Source organism: Micromonospora sp. NPDC004551, from assembly GCF_040609975.1.
Taxonomy (GTDB): Bacteria; Actinomycetota; Actinomycetes; order Mycobacteriales; family Micromonosporaceae; genus Micromonospora.
In genome coordinates this window covers 58,267-78,995 of sequence record NZ_JBEXLM010000009.1, presented here as the reverse complement: position 1 = coordinate 78,995, position 20,729 = coordinate 58,267, and the positions used below count along the sequence as shown (strand labels likewise).

Sequence of the window (20,729 nt, the reverse complement as noted above, 5' to 3'; positions counted from 1 at the left end):
ATGTTCGGAAAGCCGAGCCGCACCGGGCGGACGCTCCAGTACGTCGCGCTGACCGGCTACCTGATCTTCCTCGGGTTCCCGCTGGTCTGGCTGCTCTCGACCGCGTTCAAGCCGCCGCGCGAACTGGTGCAGCTGCACCCCACGCTCATCCCGAGCAACCCCACGGTGCAGAACTTCGTGCAGGCGTTCACCGAGCAGCAGCTGGGCCGGGCCGCGCTGAACAGTCTCCAGGTGTCGCTCGCCTCGGCGGTGCTCACCGTGCTCGTCGCGCTGCCCGCCTCGTACGCCCTCGCGCGGTTCCGCACCAAGCTCGGCACCGTCGCGCTGGGCTGGGTGCTGCTGTCGCAGCTCTTCCCGTTCGTGCTGCTGATCATCCCGATCTTCCTGATCCTGCGGCAGGTCGGGCTGGCCAACACGCACGCCGGGCTGGTGCTGATCTACGTGGTCTGGGCCCTGCCGTTCGCGCTGTGGATGCTCCAGGGCTTCGTCCGCAACATTCCGCGCGAGCTGGAGGAGGCGGCCAGCGTCGACGGCGCCACCCGGCTCCAGGTGCTGCGCCGGGTGGTCTTCCCGCTGCTCGCGCCGGGCATCGTGGCGACCGCGCTGTTCTCCTTCATCTCCGCCTGGAACGAGTTCTTCTTCGCGCTGGTGCTGGTCAAGACGCCGGAGCTGGCGACCCTGCCGGTCGCCCTGGCCCGGTTCGTCGGCATCGAGGGCACCGCCCGCCTGGGTCCCCTGGCGGCCGGTTCCCTACTGGCCACCCTGCCGAGCCTGATCTTCTTCGCGGTCATGCAACGCCGCCTCTCGTCCGGGTCGCTCGCCGGCGCGGTCAAGGGCTGACCACACCCCCAACCACCACCACCAAGGAGGAATCCCCCATGCTCCGTAGCAGGTTCCGTCGACTCGCCGCGGCCGCCGCGGTCGCGGTCGTCGGGCTCGGCGCCCTCACCGCGTGCGGTGACGGCGGCGGCGAGGACGAGGCGTCGTCCGGCCCGGTCAAGCTGCGCTTCCTGAGCCTCGCCTGGCAGAAGGAGTCGCTGCAGGCCAACAAGGACCTGGTCGCCAAGTGGAACGCCGAGCACCCGGACATCCAGGTCGAGTACGTCCAGGGCGACTGGAACTCCATCCACGACCAGCTCGTCACCTCGTTCGAGGGCGGCGACGTGGCCGACATCGTGCACTACGAGGCCTCGGCCATCGGCGAGTTCAGCAAGCAGGGCTACCTGGCCGACGTCTCCAAGCTGCTCAGCGACGACTTCAAGGGCCAGATCGACCAGGGCGTCTGGGACACCGCGACCTTCGACGGCAAGGTCACCGGCGTGCCGTTCCTGCTGGAGTCGCAGGTCGTCATCGCCAACAAGAAGCTGCTCGACGCCGCCGGGATCGCCGTGCCGCCCGCCGACGGCGGCTGGACCTGGGACGAGTTCCAGGCCAACGCCCAGAAGCTCACCAAGCCCGGCCAGTACGGCGCCGCGTGGGCGCTCAAGTCGCCCACGAACCGGGTGCTGAACCTGGCGCTGAACTACGACGGCAAGTTCTTCTACAGCGACGGCGGCAAGACCGAGGTCAAGGTCGGCGACGCGGAGAAGGAGGTGCCGAAGCGGATCCACGACATGCTCTACACCACCAAGTCGGCGTCCCCGGAGGCGCTGGGCATGAGCGGCGCGGACACCCTGCCCGGCTTCTTCGGCGGCAAGTACGCGATGCTCCCCGGCTCGGTCTCGCTGCGCCAGCAGATGGTCGAGCAGGCCCCCGCCGGCTTCGAGTGGGTGACCCTCCCGCCGATCAAGGGCCTGTCCGCCAAGCAGGCGGCCAACCCGCAGACCCTGTCCATCGCCGAGGACAGTAAGCACAAGAAGCAGGCCGCGCAGTTCCTGGAGTGGTTCCTCAACCCGGCCAACATGGCCGCCCTGGCCAAGGGTGACTGGCTGGTGCCCACCGGCAAGCAGGCCAACGAGGAACTCGTCAAGCTCACGAACGGCAAGCAGGGCTGGGACGTCGCCGCGGACAGCGCCGCCGACCTGACCGTCGCCCCGTTCCAGAAGGCCGACGGCTACCCGGAGTGGAAGACCAAGTACGCCACCCCGGCCCTCCAGCAGTATTTCGCCAACAAGATCACCCTGGACCAGCTCGGCACGCAGCTGGTCGACGGTGGCAAGCAGGTTCTGAGGTAACCATGTCACTCTTGCTCGACACGTCGGTCGGATGCCTGGTCGGCGCCGCGGTGGGCGACGCCCTCGGCGGGGCCACCGAGACGGCCCTTCCGGAGCAGATCCGCGCCCGCTTCGGCGGCTGGGTCGAGGGGATCGTCCCCCCGTACCACGCCGACTGGGCCACCGCGCGGCCACTCGCGCCGTACCACAAGGGCGACGGGCACATCACCGACGACACGTTGATGACCCACGCCCTGGTCCGGGCGTACGCGGCCAAGCGGGACCACCTCGACGCGTACGACGTGGTGGAACTGCTCGTCCCCGACCTGATCGAGCGGGTGGTGTACATCCCGGACCTGGAGCGGGAGGGGGTGACCTTCCACCGCCTGGCCGCGGCCGAGCGGTGGCTGGTCACCCGCCTGCACCACGCCCACGCCGACCCGCGCGAGGCGGGCGTCGGCAACATCGTCAACTGCGGCGCCGCCATGTACATGGCGCCGGTCGGCATCGTCAACGCCGGTGACCCGGCCGGGGCGTACGCCGAGGCCGTGGAGATCGCCGGGGCGCACCAGCACAGCTACGGCCGGGAGGCCGCGGCGGTCTTCGCCGCCGCGGTCGCCGCCGCCGCGACCCCCGGAGCGGGCGTCGACGACGTCGTGGCCGCCGCCCTCGACCTGGCCCGCGACGGCACCCGCGCCGCCATCGACGCAGTGGTCAAGGAGGCCCGCGGGCACGACGACTGGAAGGCCGCCATCCCAGCGCTGCGCGCCGCGGTGGCCCCCTACGACACGGTGGGGGAGGAGTACCGCAGCCCCGGCCTGGGCGCCCGCCGCCCGAGCCGGCTGCACGCCATCGAGGAGCTTCCCGTGGCGCTGGGCATGCTCGTGGTGGCCGGCGGCGACTACCGGTCGGCCGTGCTCGGCTCGGTGAACTACGGCCGGGACGCCGACTCCACGGCCACCATGGCCGGCGCCATCGCCGGTGCCCTCGGCGGCGCCGCGGCCGTGCCGGCCGAATGGTCCGAGGTGGTCGCGACGGCGTCCCGCACCGACCTCATCGAGCCCGCCCGGGTCCTCGCCCAGGTCGCCACCGAGGTGTTCGACCGCGACCGGGAGCGCTTCGCCCGGCGCGCCGAGCGGTTCGGCGGCCTGGCGTGAGCGCTGCGGACGCGGCGGTCGCCGGCCGGCCGAGGGGGACGGCCGGCGGCCTGCGGCTGACCTGGGTACAGCCGGAGGACCTGCTGCCGCACGAACTGGCCGCGAGCCGCGACGAGGGCCGCGACGTCACCGCCCTGGCCGACCGCTGGGCGGCGGCCGGCGGCGACGTCACCGCCCCGGTCAGCGGGGCCTCGCCGGTGCCGGCGCCACCGGAGCTGCGCGCCCTCGCCGTCGACCTGCTCGATGCCGCCGACGCGCTGCCCGGCCCGGACGCCGCCGACGAGCCCGCCGACCTCGATGGTGTCCGCAAGACCTGGCCGGGCGCCTGGGACCTGCCGACCACCGTCGAGCGGGACCGGCTGCACGGCGCCTGGCTCGGCCGGGCGGCCGGCTGCCTGCTCGGCAAGCCGGTGGAGAAGATCCCCCGCCACGGGATCCGGGAGATCCTCTCCGCCACCGGCCGGTGGCCCCTGCGTGACTGGTTCACGGCGCAGGGGCTGCCGGCCGACGTGGCCGCCCGGTGGCCGTGGAACCGGCGCAGCGCCCCGACCAGCCTGGCCGAGAACATCGCCGGCATGCCGGAGGACGACGACCTCAACTTCCCGCTGCTGGCGCTGCGGATCCTGGAGACCCACGGGCCCGGCTTCACCAGCGCCGACGTGGCCCAGGCCTGGCTGGACTGGCTGCCCGCCGGGCGGGTCTTCACCGCCGAGCGGGTCGCCTACCGCAACCTGCTGCTCGGCCTCACCCCGCCGGACACCGCCCGCCGGCACAACCCGTTCCGGGAGTGGATCGGCGCGCAGATCCGCACCGACGTGTACGGCTGGACCAACCCCGGCCGCCCGGACCGGGCCGCCGAGGCCGCCTGGCGCGACGCGGCCGTCAGCCACGTCCGGGCCGGGGCGTACGGAGCGATCTGGGTGGCCGCCATGGCCGCGGCGGCGCCGGTGGCCGGCGACGTCGACACGGTGCTGGACGCGGGCGAGTCGGTGCTGCCCCCGGGCAGCCGGTTCACCGCCGCCGTCCGCGAGGCGCGCGCCCTCGGCGCCGCCGGCGACGACTGGGAGAGCGTCGTGGACACCCTCTACGCGCGGCACGGCCACCTGCACTGGGTGCACGTCCGCAACAACGCCGCCCTGGTCGCGGCGGCCCTGGCGTACGGGCGGGGCGACCTGGAACGGTCCATCTGCGCGGTGGTCGCGGGCGGCTGGGACACCGACTCCAACGGCGCGACCGTCGGCGCGGTCACCGGGGCGCTCACCGGCGCCGCCCGGCTGCCGGGGCGCTGGGTCGCGCCGCTGCGCAACCGGCTGGCCAGCAGCATCGCCGGCTTCGACGGCATCGGCTTCGACACCCTCGCCGACCGCACCCTCGCCCTGGCCCACGGGAGCCGGGCATGAGCGCGCGGGTGGTGGTGGTCGGCAGCGCCAACCTGGACCTCGTGGTCACCGCCCCGCAGCTGCCCCGCCCCGGCGAGACGGTGCTCGGCGACGACTTCCGGATGGTCCCCGGCGGCAAGGGCGCCAACCAGGCGGTGGCCGCCGCCCGGGCCGGCGCGGACTGCGCCTTCGTCGGCGCGATCGGCGGCGACGGGTTCGGCGGGCTGCTGCGGGACAACCTGGCCGCCGCGGATGTCGACGTCACCCGCCTGCGCACCGTCGACGGGCCGTCCGGGGTCGCGCTGATCGCCGTGGACCACGCGGCGGAGAACTGCATCGTCGTCGCACCCGGGGCGAACGGCGCGCTGACCCTCGACGACGGCGACCGCGACGTGGTGGCGGCGGCCGGGGTGCTGCTGCTGCAACTGGAGGTGCCGCTGGCCGAGGTCACCCGGGCCGCCGGCTGGGCCCGCGCCGGCGGCGCCGCCGTGGTGCTCAACGCCGCCCCGGCCCGGCCGCTGCCCACCGAGCTGCTCGACGTGGTCGACGTGCTGGTGGTCAACGAGCACGAGGCGGCGGTCGTCGCCGGGGTGTTCACCGACGAGCCGGCCGCGCTGCTCGACGCCCTGGTCGGCCTCGTGCCCCGGGTGGTGCTCACGCTCGGCGCGCGCGGCGCCGCCTACGCCGACCGCGACGGCGCCCGGATCGAGGTGCCGGCCCCGACGATCGACGCCGTGGACACCACGGCTTCCGGCGACGCGTTCACCGGCGCGCTCGCGGTCGCCCTGGCCGAGCGCGGCGGGCTCACCGGGGACACCGCCACCCCCGTGCTGCGCTGGGCGTGCGCGGCCGGCGCGGCCTGCGCCCAGCGCCCCGGCGCGTCCACCGCCCTGCCCGAGCGGGCCGCCATCGACGCGCTCGCCGCCGCCACCTACGGAGAGGTCCAGTGAGTTTCAACCCGTACGTGCCGCGGCCGATCGACCGGCCCACCGAGGTTCCGCTCGGCGCGCACGCCGACCTGACCACCCTGGACGAGGCGAAGATCTTCGCCGCCCCCGACGACCCCGCCGACTGGCCGGCCTGGCGGGAGCAGCTCACCCGGTGGCGGGCCGACGCGCGCGCCCGCATCGGCTACACCGGCGAGCACTACGACGAGATCGCCGGGGACTGCTTCAGCGTCTGCCTCGCCTGGCTCTGGGACGAGACGCTCTACGACCACGACCGCGGCGAGTTCACCGTCGCGGCGTTCCTCGACGCGGCGCGGCGGGACTTCGGCGGCTTCGACGGGGTGGTGCTCTGGCACGCGTACCCGGTGATCGGCCTGGACGAGCGCAACCAGTTCGACTGGTACCGCGACGTGCCCGAGTTGCCCGAGGTGGTCCGCGCGTTCCAGGACGCCGGGGTGCGGGTGTTCGTCGACTACAACCCGTGGGACACCGGCACGCGGCGGGAGCCCGGCGCCGACGCCGAGGAGGTCGCCGCGCTGGCCGGCCGGCTCGGCGTCGACGGGGTCTTCCTGGACACCCTCAAGGAGGGCGCCGGCGAGCTGCGCAAGGCCCTCGACGCGGTGCGTCCCGGCATGGTCCTGGAGGGGGAGAGCCGGGTGCCGCTGGCCCGGATCGCCGACCACGCCATGTCCTGGGCGCAGTGGTTCGCCGACTCCGACACCCCCGGCGTGCTGCGGGCCAAGTGGTTCGAGCGCCGGCACATCCTGCACCACACCCGCCGCTGGCACCGCGACCACCTCGACGAGCTGCACTCGGCCTGGCTCAACGGCTGCGGCGTGCTGGTCTGGGAGAGCGTCTTCGGCGTCTGGGTCGGCTGGAACGAGCGGGACCGGGCCGTGCTGCGGGCCATGCGCCGGGTGCAGGCCAGCCACGCCGCGTGGTTGCGCGCCGAGGACTGGGTCCCGCTCGCCGACCACCCCGGCGCCGGCCAGGTGTACGCGTCCCGCTGGACCCACGACGACCAGCCGCTGTGGACGGTGGTCAACCGGGGCGCCGACCACGACGGCCCGTGGCTGCTCACCGAGGCCCGGCCGGGGCGCTTCGTCGACCTGGTCACCGGCGCCGAGCTGACCGTCACCGAACTCGAGGGCGGCCGGGTCGCGGTCGGCGGGGCGCTGCCCGCCGGGGCGATCGCCGCCGTGGTCGCCACCGACACCCCGGTGCCGCGGAACGAGCCGCCGACCGGGGACCCGTCCTTCCCGGCCCGCGCCGCCGTGCGCACCCGCACCCCGTGGTCGCCCCTCGCGGCCCTGCCGGACGGCATGGTCACCGTCGACGGTGGCCGGCACGAGCTGACCGTGCGCCACCGGGTCCGGGAGACCGGCCTCTACGGCGAGGCCCCGTACGTCGACGAGTGGAAGCCGCTGCCGCCCCGCCTGCACCACACCGGCACGCTGCGCCGCCAGGTCCGGCTCGGCCGCTTCGCCATCGACACCCACGAGGTCACCCACGGCGAGTACGCCCGCTTCCTGGCCGCCACCGGCTACCGGCCGACGCGGCCGGAACGGTTCACCGCCGGGCAGGGACCGGCCGACGCCCCGGTCACCGGGGTCGACCTCGCCGACGCCCGCGCGTACGCCGACTGGGCCGGGCTGCGGCTGCCCACCGAGGACGAGTGGCAGGTGGCCGCCGAGGCGGGCCTGCTGGTCCGGCGGGAACCCCTGGTGTGGAACCTGACCGAGAGCGAGCACTCCGACGGGCGTACCCGGTTCGTCATCCTCAAGGGCGGCTGCGCCTACCGGGCGGAGGGTTCCGACTGGTATCTCGACGGCGGCCCGCAGCCGCCGGAGGTGTCGGTGAAGCTGCTGCTCACCGGCGCCGGCCTCGCCCGCTCCACCTCGATCGGCTTCCGCTGCGCCGCCGACCTGCCCGAAGGAGCCCTCGGATGAGAAGAGCCTGGCGCCCCGGCGCCGCCCTCGTCGCCCTGCTGACCGCCGTCGGGCTGGCCGGCCTCGCGCCGGAGACCGCCGTCGCCGGCAAGGAGCGGTCCGGCACCCTGACCACCGCCACCGCCCCCTCGCCGGCCCTCGGCGCCGGCATCGACTACACCGTCTACGTGCCCGACGGCTACGCCGACGCGGCGAACGCCGGCACCCGCTACCCGGTGCTCTACCTGCTGCACGGGCGCGGCGACACCATGCAGGCGTGGACGCGGGTGAAGAGCGACCTGGACCGGCTCATCGCCGACGGCGAGGTGCCGCCGGTGATCGCCGTGCTGCCCGACGCGCCGTGGAGCGAGCGCGGCAACTGGTACGTCGACTCCACGTACACCGGCGCCGACCGCCCCGGCCGGCCGGTGGAGACCGCGCTCACCCGCGACCTCGTGGCGCACGTCGACGCCACCTACCGCACCGCCGCGCACCGGAACGCCCGGCTGATCGGCGGCTACTCGATGGGCGGCGCCGGCGCGCTGCGCTACGCCCTCGCCCACCAGGACCTCTTCGCCAACGCGCTGGTGCTCAGCCCCGCCGTCTACCGGCCCCTGCCGCCGGCCGATTCCTCGGCCCGCGAGTACGGCGCGTTCGGCGACGGCGACCAGCCCTTCTCCGACGCGGTGTACCAGCGGCTGAACTACCCGGCCCTGCTGCCCGGCCTCGACCCGGAGTCCCCGGTGCGGATGTTCATCGCCGTGGGCGACGACGAGTGGGTCAACCCCGACCCGGCCGACGCCGCGCACGACCTCGACTACGAGGCCGCCACCCTCTACAACACCGTCCGCCGCGCCGACGGCGTCGCCGCCGAGTTCCGCGTCCTCGACGGCGGGCACGACTGGGACGTCTGGCGGCCCGCGTTCGTCGACGGCCTGAAGCACCTGGCCGCCACGCTCAGCGTCACCCCGCCGGCCGGGCTGCCCGCCCCGCTGCACGGCACCGCCGGCGCCGACTGGGCCGGCGGGGTCGCCGCCCATCCCGACGGCGACGTCACCCTCGGCTACGCGGCCTCGGCCGCCGTCGCCGGCCAGCCGTACGCCGGCGGCCTCGACGCCGTGGTCACCCGGCTCGCCGCCGACCACCGCACGGTCCGGTGGACCAGCCAGTTCGGCACCACCGCCAACGACCGGCTCTACGGCACCGTGCCCCTGCCCGACGGCGGCGTGCTCACCGCCGGGTACACCCGCGGCGACCTCGACGGCCGGCACCCGGGCGGCCCCGCCGACGACGCGTTCGTGGCGAAGCTGACGGCCACCGGGCAGCGGGCCTGGCTCACCCAGACCGGCGACCCCGCCAAGGCCGACCGGTTCTACGCGATCGCCGCCGCCCCCGACGGCGGGGCCTACGTCGCCGGCTACACCAGCGGCGCGTTCGGCGGGACCAGCGCCGGCGACAAGGACGCGGTGCTCGCCCGGATCGCCCCGGACGGCACCCTCGCGTGGACCCGGCAGTTCGGCGGCCCCGGCGAGGACAAGGCGTACGCGGTCGCGGCCGACGCGAACGGCGTCTACGTGGCCGGCGGCACCTCCGGCGCGCTGCCCGGGACCACGCCGCTCGGCGGCGCCGACGGCTGGCTCGCCCGGTTCACCCCGGACGGCACCCGCGACTGGCTCACCGTGGCCGGCGGCACGGGTGACGACCTGCTCGGCGGCGTCACCGTCACCGGCGCCGGCCAGGTGGTGGCCACCGGCGCCACGGCGGGCGACGTGCTCACCGTGGCGTACACGGCGAAGGGCGCGCAGCGCTGGCGGACCGTCACCGGCGGGCGCGGCGCGGACGCCGGCACCGACGCGCTGGCCCTCGCCGACGGCACCGTCGCGGTGGTCGGCTTCACCGGCAGCACCCTCGGCGTGCCGGCCGGCGGCGCGGACGTGCTCACCCTGCGCCTCGACGCCAAGGGCCGGCAGGTCGCCGTCGCCCAGTACGGCACCGCCCGCGACGACGCGGCCGACCCGTTCGGCGAGGAGAACGTCTACGCCACCGTCGGGCCCGACGGCCGGCTGCTGGTCAGCGGCCGCACCGCCGGCACACCCACCGGCGGCGCCGCGCTCGGCAACGGGGACGTGTTCCTCGCCGCCGTCGACCCGGCGAAGGGGACCCCGTGACCACGACCGCCCCGCTGCACGGCATCAAGGTCGTCGACCTGGCCACCCTCTTCGCCGGCCCGCTGGCCGCCGCGTTCCTCGGCGACTTCGGCGCCGACGTGGTCAAGGTGGAGCACCCCGCCAAGCCGGACCCGTCGCGGGGCCACGGCCCCGCCAAGGACGGGGTCGGCCTGTGGTGGAAGGTGCTCGGCCGCAACAAGCGGGCCGTCACGCTCAACCTCTCGCAGCCGGAGGGCGCCGACCTGCTGCGCCGGCTGCTCGCCGACGCCGACGTGCTGGTGGAGAACTTCCGCCCCGGCACGCTGGAACGCTGGGGGCTCGGCCCGGACGAGTTGCACGCCGTCAACCCGCGGCTGGTCATCGCCCGGATCAGCGGCTTCGGGCAGATCGGCCCGTACGCGCCCCGGCCCGGGTTCGGCACCCTCGCCGAGGCCATGAGCGGTTTCGCCGCCGCCACCGGGGAACCCGACGGACCGCCGACGCTGCCCCCGTTCGGGCTGGCCGACTCGGTCACCGCGCTCGCCGCGGCGTACGCCGTCATGCTGGCCCTGCGCGGCCGCGACCTGACCGGCCGGGGCCAGGTGGTCGACCTCGCCATCATCGAGCCGATCATGGCGATGCTGGGCCCGCAGATCACCTGGTACGACCAGCTCGGCTACGTGCAGCCCCGGCTGGGCAACCGGTCCAACAACAACGCCCCCCGCAACACCTACCGCTGCGCGGATGGGCGGTGGGTGGCCGTGTCCACCAGCGCGCAGAGCATCGCCGAGCGGGTGGTCCGGCTCGTCGGCCGCCCGGAACTGGTGGACGAGCCGTGGTTCGCCACCGGCAGCGGCCGGGCCGCGCACGCCGACGAGCTCGACGCGGCGGTCGGCGCGTGGGTGGCGAAGCGGGACCGCGACGAGGTGGTGGCCGCGTTCGAGGCGGCCCAGGCCGCCGTGGCTCCCGTCTACGACGTGCGGGACATCCTCGCCGATCCGCAGTACGCGGCGCTCGGCACCGTGGTCAGCGTGCCCGATGAGGAACTGGGCGAGGTGCGGATGCAGAACGTGCCGTTCCGGATGTCGGACAGCCCGGGGGAGATCCGGCACGCCGGCCGCCGCCACGGCCAGGACACCGAGGCGGTGCTCGGCGCGCTCGGCCTGACCGCCGACGAGCTGGCCGCGCTGCGCGAGCGTGGGGTGATCTGATGCTGCTCACCTGGCTCTACGTGCCCGGCGACCGGCCCGACCGGTTCGCCAAGGCGGTCGCCGCCGGCGCCGACGCGGTCATCCTCGACCTGGAGGACGCCGTGGTCGCCGGCCGCAAGGCGTACGCCCGGGACGCCGTCGCCGACTTCCTCGCCGACCCGCAGCCGCTGCCCGTGCAGGTCCGGGTCAACGAGTTGACCGGCCCGGACCTCGACGCCGACCTGGCCGCCGTCGCGGGCCGGCCCGGGCTGGCCGGGCTGCGACTGCCCAAGGTGGAGTCCCCGGCCGCCGTGGCCGCCGTGGCCGCCCGGGCCGACAGCCCGCTGCACCCGCTGGTCGAGTCGGCCGTCGGGCTGGAGTCCGCGTACGCCATCGCGGCCGCCCACCCGGCGGTGGCCTCGCTCGGGCTCGGCGAGGCCGACCTCCGCTCCGACCTGGGCGTCGCCGACGACGAGGGCCTGCTCTGGGCCCGCGGCCGGATCGTGGTCGCGGCCCGCGCGGCCGGCCTGCCGCCGCCGGCCATGTCGGTGTACGCCGACGTGGCCGACCTCGACGGCCTGGCCGCCTCCTGCGTGGCCGGCCGGCGGCTCGGCTTCCTCGGCCGGGCCGCCATCCACCCGCGCCAGGTGCCGGTCATCGCCGCTGCCTTCCGACCCGGCGAACGGGAGGTGGACCGGGCCCGCGAGCTGCTGGCCGCGGTCGCCGACGCGCAGACCCGCGAATCCGGGACCGTGGTGCTGCCCGACGGGCGGTTCGCCGACCGGGCCATGGTGGCCGCCGCCCGCCGGGTCGTCGACCTCGCCGCCCGCTACGCCGCCTGACCCGGCAACCATTCCCGGCTGCTGCTCCACCTGGCTCGGCGGCCTCCGCCGTCCGCACGATCGCCGGATGCCGGGGCGGCGCCGGCGCCCGTAGGCTGGCCCGGGCCGGCACGGGAGCGGGGGAGCGGCATGGGCGAGCGGGCGCGGCTGGACCGGCGGAGCCTGCTCGCCGCCGCCGGTGGCCTCGCGGTCGCCGGGATCGGCGTGCCGGTCGGCCTGGCCGCCACCGGCGACCCGCCGCCGGTCGCCCGCGGACGGCGGCCGATCAGCATGGCCATGCACCTGCACGCCTCGTTCAGCGAGGGCGTCGCCAGCTACGCCGCCCACCTCGACCAGGCCCGCCGCAACGCCGTCGACGTGCTCTGGTGGACCGACCACGACTTCCGCGTCGCCGCCCACGACCACCGCCGGACCGTCCATTTCGACGGGCCCGAGGAGCCCGAGGGCGGGCTCGCCTGGACCTGGACGGCCTCCACCGACGGTCGGCTCACCGCCTCCGCCGCCGACTTCGTGCCCACGCCGCGTGCCGCCGACGACCCCGGCCGCGCGCTGCGGCTCACCGCCGAGGGCGCCGGCACCCTCTGGTACGCCGGCAAGGCCTGGAACTGGACGCACACCGGGAACATCTCCGACACCACCCTGCACCTCGACGTCCTGCCCGAGGCCGCCGGCCCGGACGCCGTGCTGATCGTCGAGATCGCGCTGTCCCACCACCCGGCCGGCGCCGGCCGCCCCGCCGGACAGCTCGTCCTCCGCTACCGCCTCGGGGCGGCGCCGGCGCCGCGGCACCGCGCCGACGGCCGGCACGGGACGGTCGACCTGCCCGCACCGGCCGGCGCCTGGCGGCGGCACACCCTCGACCTGCTCGCCGACGTGCGCCGGCTCTGGCCCGACCTGGTCGCCGGGGACAACTCGCTGCGCGGGCTGCGCCTCGGAGTGCAGGTCGCGGCCGGCGCACGCGGCGCGTACGTGGTGGACCGGCTGGTCTTCGACCGCGCGCGGCGTGCCGGGCAGGCCGGCGAGGAACTGCGCGCCGAGGTGCTGCGCGGCTACGCCGGAAAGTATCCCGGAGTCACCCACCATCGCGCCTACGAGGTGTCGATGGTCCGGCACCTCAACTGGTTCGGCGGCGACCAGACGCTGCCGACCTTCCCGTCGCCGCCGTACCGGGACAACGACGCCGGGGCGACCGAGCGGATGGTGGAGTTCCTGCACGGCCACGGCGGGGTGGTCTGCTGGAACCACCCGCTCGACGTGGAACGGCGCGAGTCCCTCGCCCGCCTCCTCGTGGGGCGGCACGCGCTCGGCGCTGACCTGATCGAGATCGGTCGCAACCCGGTCGACGACCACCTCTGGGCGTACGACGTGGCGGCCCGCAACGCGATCCCGCTGACCGCCGTCGGGGTGACCGACGACCACGACGGCACCGACTGGCGGACGGGGCGGGACCGGCACGTCACGTACGTCTGGGCGGCGTCCACCGGCCGCGACGACCTGGTGGCGGCGCTGCGTGCCGGGCAGGCGTGGTTCACCGACCTGGCCCGCTACCGGGGAGCCCTCGACCTGGAGCTCGGCGGCCGCAGCGCGATGGGCGCCGTGGTCACCACCGGCGCCGCCGAGGTGACCGTGCGGGTGCGCGCCACCGACCTGCCGGCCGGCGCGACCCTGGAGGTGGTCACCGGCGCGGTGGACCGCGCCGGCGTAGCGGACCCGACCCCGGCGATCAGGATCGGACAGGTCCCGTGGCGGCAACTCCGCCAGGGCTGGCACGACCTGCGGGTGTCCCCCGATGCGGGCACCTACCTGCGCACCCAGGTGCGGGGGCGCGACGGCGAGATCGTCGGCGCGAGCAACCCGCTCTGGCTGCTGCGCGAGCGCCCACCCCGCGGCATCCCGGCCGCCCGCCGCCTCTGAACCCGACGCGACGAGGGCTCACTCGACCAGCCGTCGCCTCGTCCAGCCCACGAATCGCACATACAAGGCATCGGCACCGGGCATGTCGTCCGGGTTGAGGCGGTACAGGTCGCCCGCGGCGTCGAACAGGCAGCCGGCCATGTGTACGGCCAGTCCCACCGGATCGCCGTCGTAGCTCGCCCGCAGGGCGAGCCTCGCCGTCGGGCACGGCCAGGTCCCGCAGCCTCGTCGGCAGTGCCAGAACGGACGGATGGCCTGGTGCACGAGCAGGGCGGGGAGGGCATGGACGCCGGATGAGTCGTCTAACCGGGGCATGTCCCTCATGCTTCCCGTCGCTGTAGTCATCTGTCAACGTCTTATGACGTTGACGGACGCATAACACACGCCGCTGTCTACTGTCAATGTCATGGACCTCGTCGGCGCGGCGGAGATTCGGGACATGCTCGGCGGCATCAGCCGCCAGCGCGTCAACGTCATCACGAACGCCAAGGGATTCCCCGACCCGGTCGCCGTTCTCCAGATGGGCAAGGTCTGGCGCAAGCGAGACGTGGAGCGGTGGATCGCCGAGCATCGCCCGGCGCAGGACTGACCAGGGCGCACGTGAGCCTGCACTACGAGGTCGTCTTCAGCTGTTTCCTGAACGACGAGGCGCCGCCCGAGGTGCTCGACGTGCTTCAATGGCATCTCGGGCTGCGCGACGAGCGGCCCGCCGGGCTGGACCCGGGCGAGCACCCGTACCCGCTGCTGTCACCGGACCCGGACAGCTACCTGCCCGGCGGCGACGTGGCGTCACTGCGGCGGCAGCGGGTCGGCTTCACGGCGGCCGGCGACGTATACCGGTGGGGTCTGCACAGCCGCAACTACTGGCTCGACGACGACCTGGGCGAACTGGTTACCATCCTCGACCTCCTCGCGCCGCACGTCGTCGACGACGGGTACGGCGGCCACTTCCGCGAGGTGTACGACACCGACCTCGTCGTCTTCGAATTCCGCGACCGGTCCTACGTGCGCAACCCCGCCCGCTGACCCCGGCCCGCTGGCTAGACCTCGGATCTTGGCGAGTTTCCGTTCGCTGGTGACGGTAGCTCGCCAAGATCGGCGAACGGCCGGTGCGCGTGGGCACCAAGGCGTGAAGTGCGGGGGAGTGGGTACGCGCGCGGCCGGGAGGCGGGCGCCTCCGGGATCGAGGGGGACCATGGCAGCCGCCGCCGTCGTCGCGCTGGTCATCGTCGTCGTGCTCGTGGTGCTGGTGGCCTCGCTGAGCATCCGGCTCGTGCAGCAGTACCAGCGCGGCGTCGTCTTCCGCTTCGGCCGGGTGCTGGAGCGCATCCGGCAGCCCGGCTTCCAGCTGATCATCCCGGTCGCCGACCGGATGGTGCGGGTGAGCATGCAGACCACGGTGATCGGGGTGCCCGCACAGGGCGTGATCACCCGGGACAACGTGACGCTCACCGTCGACGCGGTCGTCTACTACCGGGTGGTCGACCCCGTGAAGGTGCTGGTCAACGTCCGCGACTACCCGTCGGCGGTGCTCCAGGTCGCGCAGACCGCGCTGCGGTCGGTGATCGGCAAGGCCGACCTGGACACCCTGCTGCGCGACCGGGACCGGATCAACGCCGAGCTCAAGTCGGTCATCGACGCGCCCACCGAGAAGCCGTGGGGCCTGCTCATCGAGCGGGTGGAGGTCAAGGACGTGTCGCTGCCCGAGGGGATGAAGCGGTCGATGTCCCGGCAGGCCGAGGCGGAGCGGGAACGCCGGGCGCGGGTCATCGCGGCGGACGGCGAGTTCCAGGCGTCCCGCCGGCTCGCCGACGCCTCCCGGGCGATGGCCAACACGCCGGGGGCCTACCAGCTCCGGCTGCTCCAGACGGTGGTGGACGTGGCGGCCGAGAAGAACAGCACGCTGGTCATGCCGTTTCCGGTGGAGCTGCTGAGCTTCTTCGACCGGCTGGCCGGCGGCGGACGCCCGCCGGCCGTGCCGACCGGGCAGGCCGCGCCAGGCCTGACGGAGCAGGCCGGGCAGGCCGGCCGGGGCCCGACGGAGCAGGCCACGCCCGTCGGGCCGGTGCTCGGGCCGGTCACCGAGAACGTCGCGGCGGCGGCGGCCGACGGGGACGGACGGCGACCGGCCGAGTGACGGGTGGCGTGCATATACCGATAGCCGGTATATGCTCGTCCGCGTGACCGACAGCCCCCTACGGGAACCGACGTTCCTGATCCTCACCGCGCTGGCCGAGACACCACGTCACGGCTACGCGGTCATCGAGGACGTGCTGCGCATCTCCGACGGCCGGGTCCGGCTGCGCGCCGGCACCCTCTACGCCGTCCTCGACCGGCTGCGCGCCGACGGCCTCATCGAGGTCGACCGTGAGGAGGTGGTGCAGTCCCGGCTGCGCCGCTACTACCGGCTCACCGCGCTGGGCGCGACCCGGCTCGCCGACGAGGTGGCCCGCCTGCGCCGCCACGCCGACACGGCCGGCCGCCGGCTGCGCGCCGCCGGCCTGCTGCCCGGGGGAGGGGTGGCGTGAGCGCCGCCGAGCTGGAGCGCCGATACCGCCGGCTGCTCGCCGTCCATCCCTGGGAACACCGCCGGGTGTACGAGGAGGAGATGGTGGCCGTCCTCCTGGCCGGCGCGCGGCCGGGGCAGACCCGGCCCGGACTGCGGGACACGGTCGACCTGGTCGGTGCCGGCCTGCGGGCCCGGCTGCGCGTGGGCGCACGGGGGTTCACCGAGCCGGCCTGGGCCGACGCGGCCGCCGTCACCGGCGTCCTGGTGGCGCTGGTGCTCTGCGTCGCGGCCGGGCGGCACCTGCTCGACCAGCTTCTGGTCGACCCGTCTCTGCCGCCGTTCCGACCTCCCGCTGCCGACCCGGTCGACTGGCTGCGCGTGGCCGGCTGGGCGGCGGTGGCGGTCACCGCGCTGGCCGGGTTGCCCCGGGTGGCCGCGGGCCTGGCCTGGGCCGGGGTGGCGGGCTGGGCGGTGCTGGTCGGGCCGGGCGTCGCCGACCAACCCGGATACGTCGTGGACACCCTTCCGCAGGCCGCCCTCGCCGTGGTGGCCGCCGCCGCGCTGACCCTGCCGGCGCCGCCGCGCCGGGCGCTCGCGGTGCTGCGGCCACGGCGGGTTGCCACTCTGGTGGCCGGCCCGGTCGCGGCGCTCGCCCTGCTGGAGCTGAACCGGGTCACCAGCCCGCTGTTCGACGCGACGGACACCTCGACGACCTACCAGAGTTTCTACGGACTGGAGGCCCGCAGCGAGCTGGTGATCTGGCTCTACGTGGCCGGGCTCGGCGCGGCGGCGCTTGCCGTCGTGGTCGCCGTGGCCACGCTCGCCGCCCCGGTACGCCGGCGGATCGCCGTCCTGCTGGCGCCGGTCGTCGCGCTGGCCCTCGTCATCGACACCACGCTGGCCGGGTGGGCGGTGTCCACCGTGCACATGGGGCACGCCATCCCGCTGGTGCCGGCCCAGTGGCTCATCCTGGTGCTCGTGCCGCCGGTGACCTTCCTGGCCGGGGTGCTGCTGGTGCGCCGGCGCGAGGAGACGCTGCGGATGGTCGCGCTGGGCCGGGCCGCCGACCGGGAACACCCCGCCGGCTGAGCCGCCGCCGGTGGCCCCGGGCTTGCGCCGGGGCCACCGGCGCCCGCCCGCCCGGCCGCCTGCTCCGTCGCGGCGACCGTCGCGGCGGGCTTCGGCAGAGTGATCACCAACCGGGGGCCGCCGGCGTTGGCGTCGTCCGGCCGTAGCGGCGCTCAGTCGAGCAGGCCGCCGCCGGTAGGCAGTGGCAGTTCGGGCAGCGGCAGCCCGGAGATCGACACCGAGGGCAGCGGGAGCGGCGGCTTGGGCAGCGGCAGCAGCGGGCTGTCCGCCGGGGCCGGCGAACCGCTCGACCCGGGCCTCGGCGCACCGCCCGAGGTGGCGGGGCCGGGCCGGGGCGTACCCCTGGTGGTGGGGCTCGGCACGGCGGTGGGCGCGGGGGTGGCCGGGGCGGCGGTGGTGGCGGCCGGCGCGGTGCTCGGCGGCGCGGTCACCGCCCGGGCCGCGGCCAGGTCGCGGGCCAGGACGTCGAGCGCGGCGCCCAGGCGGGTGACGTCCGCCGGGTCCTCGACCCGGGCGAGATCCCGCCGGCCCTGCGCGACCAGCACGTCGGCGTCGTCGAGCCGGCCGGCGTCCAGGGCCGTGCGGGCCCGGTCGATGGTGTCCTCGATGCCACGCACCTCGGCCTGCTGGGGGTGCAGCAGCCGGGTCAGCGAGAAGAGCGGGCTGCCCGGTCCGGCGTCGCGGCTGCCGATGCCGAGGCCGGAGACCAGGGCCAGCAGCGCCACGGCGGCGGCCGCCAGCCGCAGCGTCCAGGGGCGGGGACGGCGGATCACCCGTCGCGGGGACGGCTCGTCGGCGGGGGCGGGTGCGCCGGGGCGTACCGCGGTCGCCGGCTCCTCGGCGAGCTCGGAGCGCCAGGCGGCGAGCAGCCCGGCGAGCGCGTCGTCCGCGGGCACGGCCTCGCCACGGCCGAGCGCGTCGAGCAGCGCGTCGTCGCGGGCGATGGTCCCCAGGTCCATCGCCTCGTCGCCGTCGCCCGACGTCCGCCCGGTCATGCCGCCACCTCGTCCAGAGAGCCCCCGGCCAGCGTACGGAGCCGGGCCAGGGCGCGGGACTGGGCCATCCGGACCGCGGCCGCCGACATGCCGACGATGCCGCCGACCTCATCCGCGGACAGCCCCGCCGCGACCCGCAGCAGGATGATCTCCCGCTGCACGTCGGGGAGCCGGTCGAGCAGGGCGGAGAGCCGCCGGGCCAGGTCGCTCGCCATGGCCTGCTGTTCGGGGCCGGGCGCGGCGTCCGGCCGGTCGACCGGAGTGTCGGTGGGCGTGACCGCGGCGTCGCGGACGGCGGAGCGCTGGGCGTCGGCCACCTTGTGCGCGGCGATGCCGTAGACGAACGCGGCGAACGGGGCGCCCTGCTCGCGGTAGCGGGGGAGGGCGCGCAGCACGGCCACGCAGACCTCCTGGGCCACGTCGTCGGCGGTGGTGTACGCCCCACCCACCCGGCCCAGCCGGGCCCGGCAGTAGCGGACCAGCCCCGGGCGTACGCCGACGAGCAACTCCTCGACCGCCGCCGGGTCGCCCGCGGCGGCCCGGCGGACGAGCTCGGACTCGATCACTGTCGTCATGGCGTTCGTGGAACATCCTCATCGCCGGCCGGTTTCCGGCACGTTATCGACACCTCCGGGGTTTTGCATAGCTCGCCGGTCGTCCTCGAAGGGTCACGGAAAGTAGTTGTTGCGTCCGTCCGGCCCCGCCCGATGTCCCAGTGAGACACGAAGGGAGGGGAACGATGGGCGTCGAGGTCGCGGTACGCGGACTGACCAAGTCCTTCGGCGGGCACCCGGTCTGGTCGGACCTCACCCTGACCCTGCCCGCCGGGGAGATCTCCGTCCTGTTGGGACCCTCCGGCACGGGCAAGTCGGTGTTCCTCAAGACCCTGGTCGGCCTGCTGAAGCCGGACCGGGGCTCCGTCGTCATCGAGGGCCGGGACCTGCCGAAGCTCTCCGAGCGCGAGCTGTACGAGGTGCGCAAGCTGTTCGGCGTGCTGTTCCAGGACGGCGCCCTGTTCGGCTCGATGACCATCTACGACAACGTGGCGTTCCCGCTGCGCGAGCACACGCGCCGGTCCGAGTCGGAGATCCGGGCCGTGGTCACCGAGAAGCTGGAGATGGTCGGCCTGGTCGGGGCCGAGCACAAGCTGCCCGGCGAGATCTCCGGCGGGATGCGCAAGCGGGCCGGGCTGGCCCGGGCGCTGGTCCTCGACCCGCAGATCATCCTCTTCGACGAGCCGGACTCCGGGTTGGACCCGGTGCGCACCGCCTACCTGAACCAGCTCATCGTCGACCTCAACCAGCGCACCGGGGCGACCTTCCTGATCGTCACCCACGACATCAACACCGCCCGGACCGTGCCGGACAACATCGGCCTCATCTACCACGGGCACCTGGCCATGTTCGGGCCGCGGGAGATGCTGCTGTCCAGCACGGAGCCGGTGGTCCGGCAGTTCCTCAACGCCCAGCGGATCGGCCCGATCGGCATGGCCGAGGAGAAGGACGCCGAGGAACTCGCGGCCGAGGCCCAGTCCGGCGCGGAACTCCCGCCGCTGCCGCCGATCCCGCTGCAACTGCCCCCGTCGGACGGCCGGCCGCGCGCGGCCGAGCGCCCACCGGGCCAGTGGTGCCGCGAGCACGGCGTCACCCCGCCACCCGGGTCGTTCGAGGGCCGCTGGGCGGCCGACCCGAGCGAGGAGGTGGCCGTATGAGCGCGCCCGTCGCCGCCGTGCGGAACACCGGCGAGTTCTTCGCGTTCTGCCTGGACACCCTCCGCGGGCTGGGCCGCCGGCCGGTGCAGGTCCGCGAGTTCGTGCAGCAGGCGTGGTTCATCAGCTCGGTGTCCATCCTGCCCGCCGCCCTGGTCTCCATCCCGTTCGGCGCGGTGATCGCGCTCCAGCTCGGCTCGCTGGTCCGCCAGCTCGGCGCGCAGTCGTTCACGGGCGCGGCCTCGGTGCTCGCCGTGGTCCGCGAGGCCGGCCCCATCGTCACCGCGCTGATCATCGCCGGCGCCGGTGGCTCGGCCATCTGCGCCGACCTCGGCTCCCGCAAGATCCGCGAGGAGCTGGACGCCATGCAGGTGCTCGGCATCGACCCGATCCACCGCCTCGTGGTACCCCGGGTGCTCGCCTCGATGCTGGTCGCGGTGCTGCTCAACGGCCTGGTCAGCGTCGTCGGGGTGACCGGCGGCTACGCGTTCAACGTGGTGCTCCAGGGCGGCACGCCCGGGGCCTACCTGGCCAGCTTCCAGGCCCTCGGGCAACTGCCCGACCTGCTGGTCGGCGAGGTGAAGGCGCTGTTGTTCGGCGCCGCCGCCGCGCTGGTCGCCAGCCATCAGGGGATGACCGCGAAGGGCGGGCCGAAGGGCGTCGGTGACGCGGTCAACCGCAGCGTGGTGATCACCTTCATGCTGCTGTTCGCGCTGAACTTCGTGGTCACGGCCGTGTACTTCCAGGTCGTCCCGCAGAAGGGGAGCTGAC

Annotated in this window: 20 protein-coding genes; 17 read left to right on the top strand and 3 right to left on the bottom strand. The window is 75.0% G+C overall.

Annotation, left to right across the window (positions count from 1 at the left end; translation table 11 throughout):
* From ABZW14_RS13575 to ABZW14_RS13530, 10 genes are all read left to right on the top strand, one after another.
* Complete coding sequence (locus ABZW14_RS13575) at nucleotides 1-840, top strand: carbohydrate ABC transporter permease (RefSeq protein WP_091306463.1); 840 nt, start codon at nucleotides 1-3, stop codon at nucleotides 838-840.
* Nucleotides 841-878: 38 nt separating this feature from the next.
* Nucleotides 879-2,174 carry a sugar ABC transporter substrate-binding protein gene (locus ABZW14_RS13570; protein WP_355344765.1) on the top strand — a complete coding sequence of 432 codons (1,296 nt, stop codon included), beginning with the start codon at nucleotides 879-881 and terminating at the stop codon, nucleotides 2,172-2,174.
* 2 nt (nucleotides 2,175-2,176) lie between these two features.
* Nucleotides 2,177-3,310: an ADP-ribosylglycohydrolase family protein gene (locus ABZW14_RS13565; protein ID WP_355344762.1), complete on the top strand. Its 1,134-nt coding sequence runs from the start codon at nucleotides 2,177-2,179 to the stop codon at nucleotides 3,308-3,310.
* Nucleotides 3,307-4,710: an ADP-ribosylglycohydrolase family protein gene (locus tag ABZW14_RS13560; RefSeq protein WP_355344759.1), complete on the top strand. Its 1,404-nt coding sequence runs from the start codon at nucleotides 3,307-3,309 to the stop codon at nucleotides 4,708-4,710. The genes ABZW14_RS13565 and ABZW14_RS13560 overlap by 4 nt, the downstream gene beginning before the upstream one ends.
* Nucleotides 4,707-5,639 (top strand): PfkB family carbohydrate kinase, encoded by a 933-nt coding sequence (locus ABZW14_RS13555; RefSeq protein WP_355344756.1) that lies wholly within the window; start codon nucleotides 4,707-4,709, stop codon nucleotides 5,637-5,639. The genes ABZW14_RS13560 and ABZW14_RS13555 overlap by 4 nt, the downstream gene beginning before the upstream one ends.
* Nucleotides 5,636-7,585 carry an SUMF1/EgtB/PvdO family nonheme iron enzyme gene (locus ABZW14_RS13550; RefSeq protein ID WP_355344753.1) on the top strand — a complete coding sequence of 650 codons (1,950 nt, stop codon included), beginning with the start codon at nucleotides 5,636-5,638 and terminating at the stop codon, nucleotides 7,583-7,585. Before ABZW14_RS13555 ends, ABZW14_RS13550 begins: the two co-directional genes overlap by 4 nt.
* A complete protein-coding gene (locus tag ABZW14_RS13545; protein ID WP_355344750.1) occupies nucleotides 7,582-9,732 on the top strand; it encodes an alpha/beta hydrolase-fold protein in 2,151 nt (716 codons plus the stop codon). The genes ABZW14_RS13550 and ABZW14_RS13545 overlap by 4 nt, the downstream gene beginning before the upstream one ends.
* Nucleotides 9,729-10,922: a CoA transferase gene (locus tag ABZW14_RS13540; RefSeq protein ID WP_355344747.1), complete on the top strand. Its 1,194-nt coding sequence runs from the start codon at nucleotides 9,729-9,731 to the stop codon at nucleotides 10,920-10,922. The genes ABZW14_RS13545 and ABZW14_RS13540 overlap by 4 nt, the downstream gene beginning before the upstream one ends.
* A complete protein-coding gene (locus tag ABZW14_RS13535) occupies nucleotides 10,922-11,743 on the top strand; it encodes a CoA ester lyase (RefSeq protein ID WP_355344744.1) in 822 nt (273 codons plus the stop codon). Before ABZW14_RS13540 ends, ABZW14_RS13535 begins: the two co-directional genes overlap by 1 nt.
* 129 nt (nucleotides 11,744-11,872) lie before the next feature.
* Nucleotides 11,873-13,657: a hypothetical protein gene (locus ABZW14_RS13530; protein WP_355344741.1), complete on the top strand. Its 1,785-nt coding sequence runs from the start codon at nucleotides 11,873-11,875 to the stop codon at nucleotides 13,655-13,657.
* 18 nt (nucleotides 13,658-13,675) lie between these two features.
* On the opposite strand, the gene ABZW14_RS13525 is transcribed toward ABZW14_RS13530, so the two are convergent.
* Nucleotides 13,676-13,972, bottom strand: coding sequence for a hypothetical protein (locus ABZW14_RS13525; protein WP_355344738.1), 297 nt, complete (start codon nucleotides 13,970-13,972; stop codon nucleotides 13,676-13,678).
* Nucleotides 13,973-14,063: 91 nt separating this feature from the next.
* Between ABZW14_RS13525 and ABZW14_RS13520 the strand changes: the two genes are divergently transcribed.
* From ABZW14_RS13520 to ABZW14_RS13500, 5 genes are all read left to right on the top strand, one after another.
* Nucleotides 14,064-14,246 carry a hypothetical protein gene (locus ABZW14_RS13520; RefSeq protein ID WP_355344735.1) on the top strand — a complete coding sequence of 61 codons (183 nt, stop codon included), beginning with the start codon at nucleotides 14,064-14,066 and terminating at the stop codon, nucleotides 14,244-14,246.
* Between the two features lie 11 nt (nucleotides 14,247-14,257).
* On the top strand, nucleotides 14,258-14,683 hold the full coding sequence (locus ABZW14_RS13515; RefSeq protein ID WP_355344732.1) for a hypothetical protein: 426 nt from the start codon (nucleotides 14,258-14,260) through the stop codon (nucleotides 14,681-14,683).
* Between the two features lie 169 nt (nucleotides 14,684-14,852).
* Complete coding sequence (locus ABZW14_RS13510) at nucleotides 14,853-15,794, top strand: SPFH domain-containing protein (protein ID WP_355344729.1); 942 nt, start codon at nucleotides 14,853-14,855, stop codon at nucleotides 15,792-15,794.
* A gap of 43 nt (nucleotides 15,795-15,837) precedes the next feature.
* The gene (locus ABZW14_RS13505; RefSeq protein WP_355344726.1) at nucleotides 15,838-16,185 is read left to right on the top strand and encodes a PadR family transcriptional regulator; all 348 of its coding nucleotides are present in this window, start codon (nucleotides 15,838-15,840) and stop codon (nucleotides 16,183-16,185) included.
* Nucleotides 16,182-17,255, top strand: a complete 1,074-nt coding sequence (locus tag ABZW14_RS13500) for a hypothetical protein (protein ID WP_355344723.1) — start codon at nucleotides 16,182-16,184, stop codon at nucleotides 17,253-17,255. The genes ABZW14_RS13505 and ABZW14_RS13500 overlap by 4 nt, the downstream gene beginning before the upstream one ends.
* A 152-nt stretch (nucleotides 17,256-17,407) precedes the next feature.
* Here the strand turns inward: ABZW14_RS13500 and ABZW14_RS13495 are convergent, their stop codons facing one another.
* The gene (locus ABZW14_RS13495) at nucleotides 17,408-18,250 is read right to left on the bottom strand and encodes an anti-sigma-D factor RsdA (RefSeq protein WP_355344720.1); all 843 of its coding nucleotides are present in this window, start codon (nucleotides 18,248-18,250) and stop codon (nucleotides 17,408-17,410) included.
* Entirely contained in the window at nucleotides 18,247-18,825 is a 579-nt protein-coding gene (gene shbA, locus ABZW14_RS13490; protein ID WP_355344717.1) for an RNA polymerase sigma factor ShbA, read from the bottom strand. Before shbA ends, ABZW14_RS13495 begins: the two co-directional genes overlap by 4 nt.
* A gap of 164 nt (nucleotides 18,826-18,989) precedes the next feature.
* Between shbA and ABZW14_RS13485 the strand changes: the two genes are divergently transcribed.
* The gene (locus ABZW14_RS13485; RefSeq protein WP_355344714.1) at nucleotides 18,990-19,961 is read left to right on the top strand and encodes an ABC transporter ATP-binding protein; all 972 of its coding nucleotides are present in this window, start codon (nucleotides 18,990-18,992) and stop codon (nucleotides 19,959-19,961) included.
* Nucleotides 19,958-20,728 carry an ABC transporter permease gene (locus ABZW14_RS13480; protein WP_355344711.1) on the top strand — a complete coding sequence of 257 codons (771 nt, stop codon included), beginning with the start codon at nucleotides 19,958-19,960 and terminating at the stop codon, nucleotides 20,726-20,728. Before ABZW14_RS13485 ends, ABZW14_RS13480 begins: the two co-directional genes overlap by 4 nt.
* The last annotated feature ends 1 nt before the right edge of the window (nucleotide 20,729 follow it).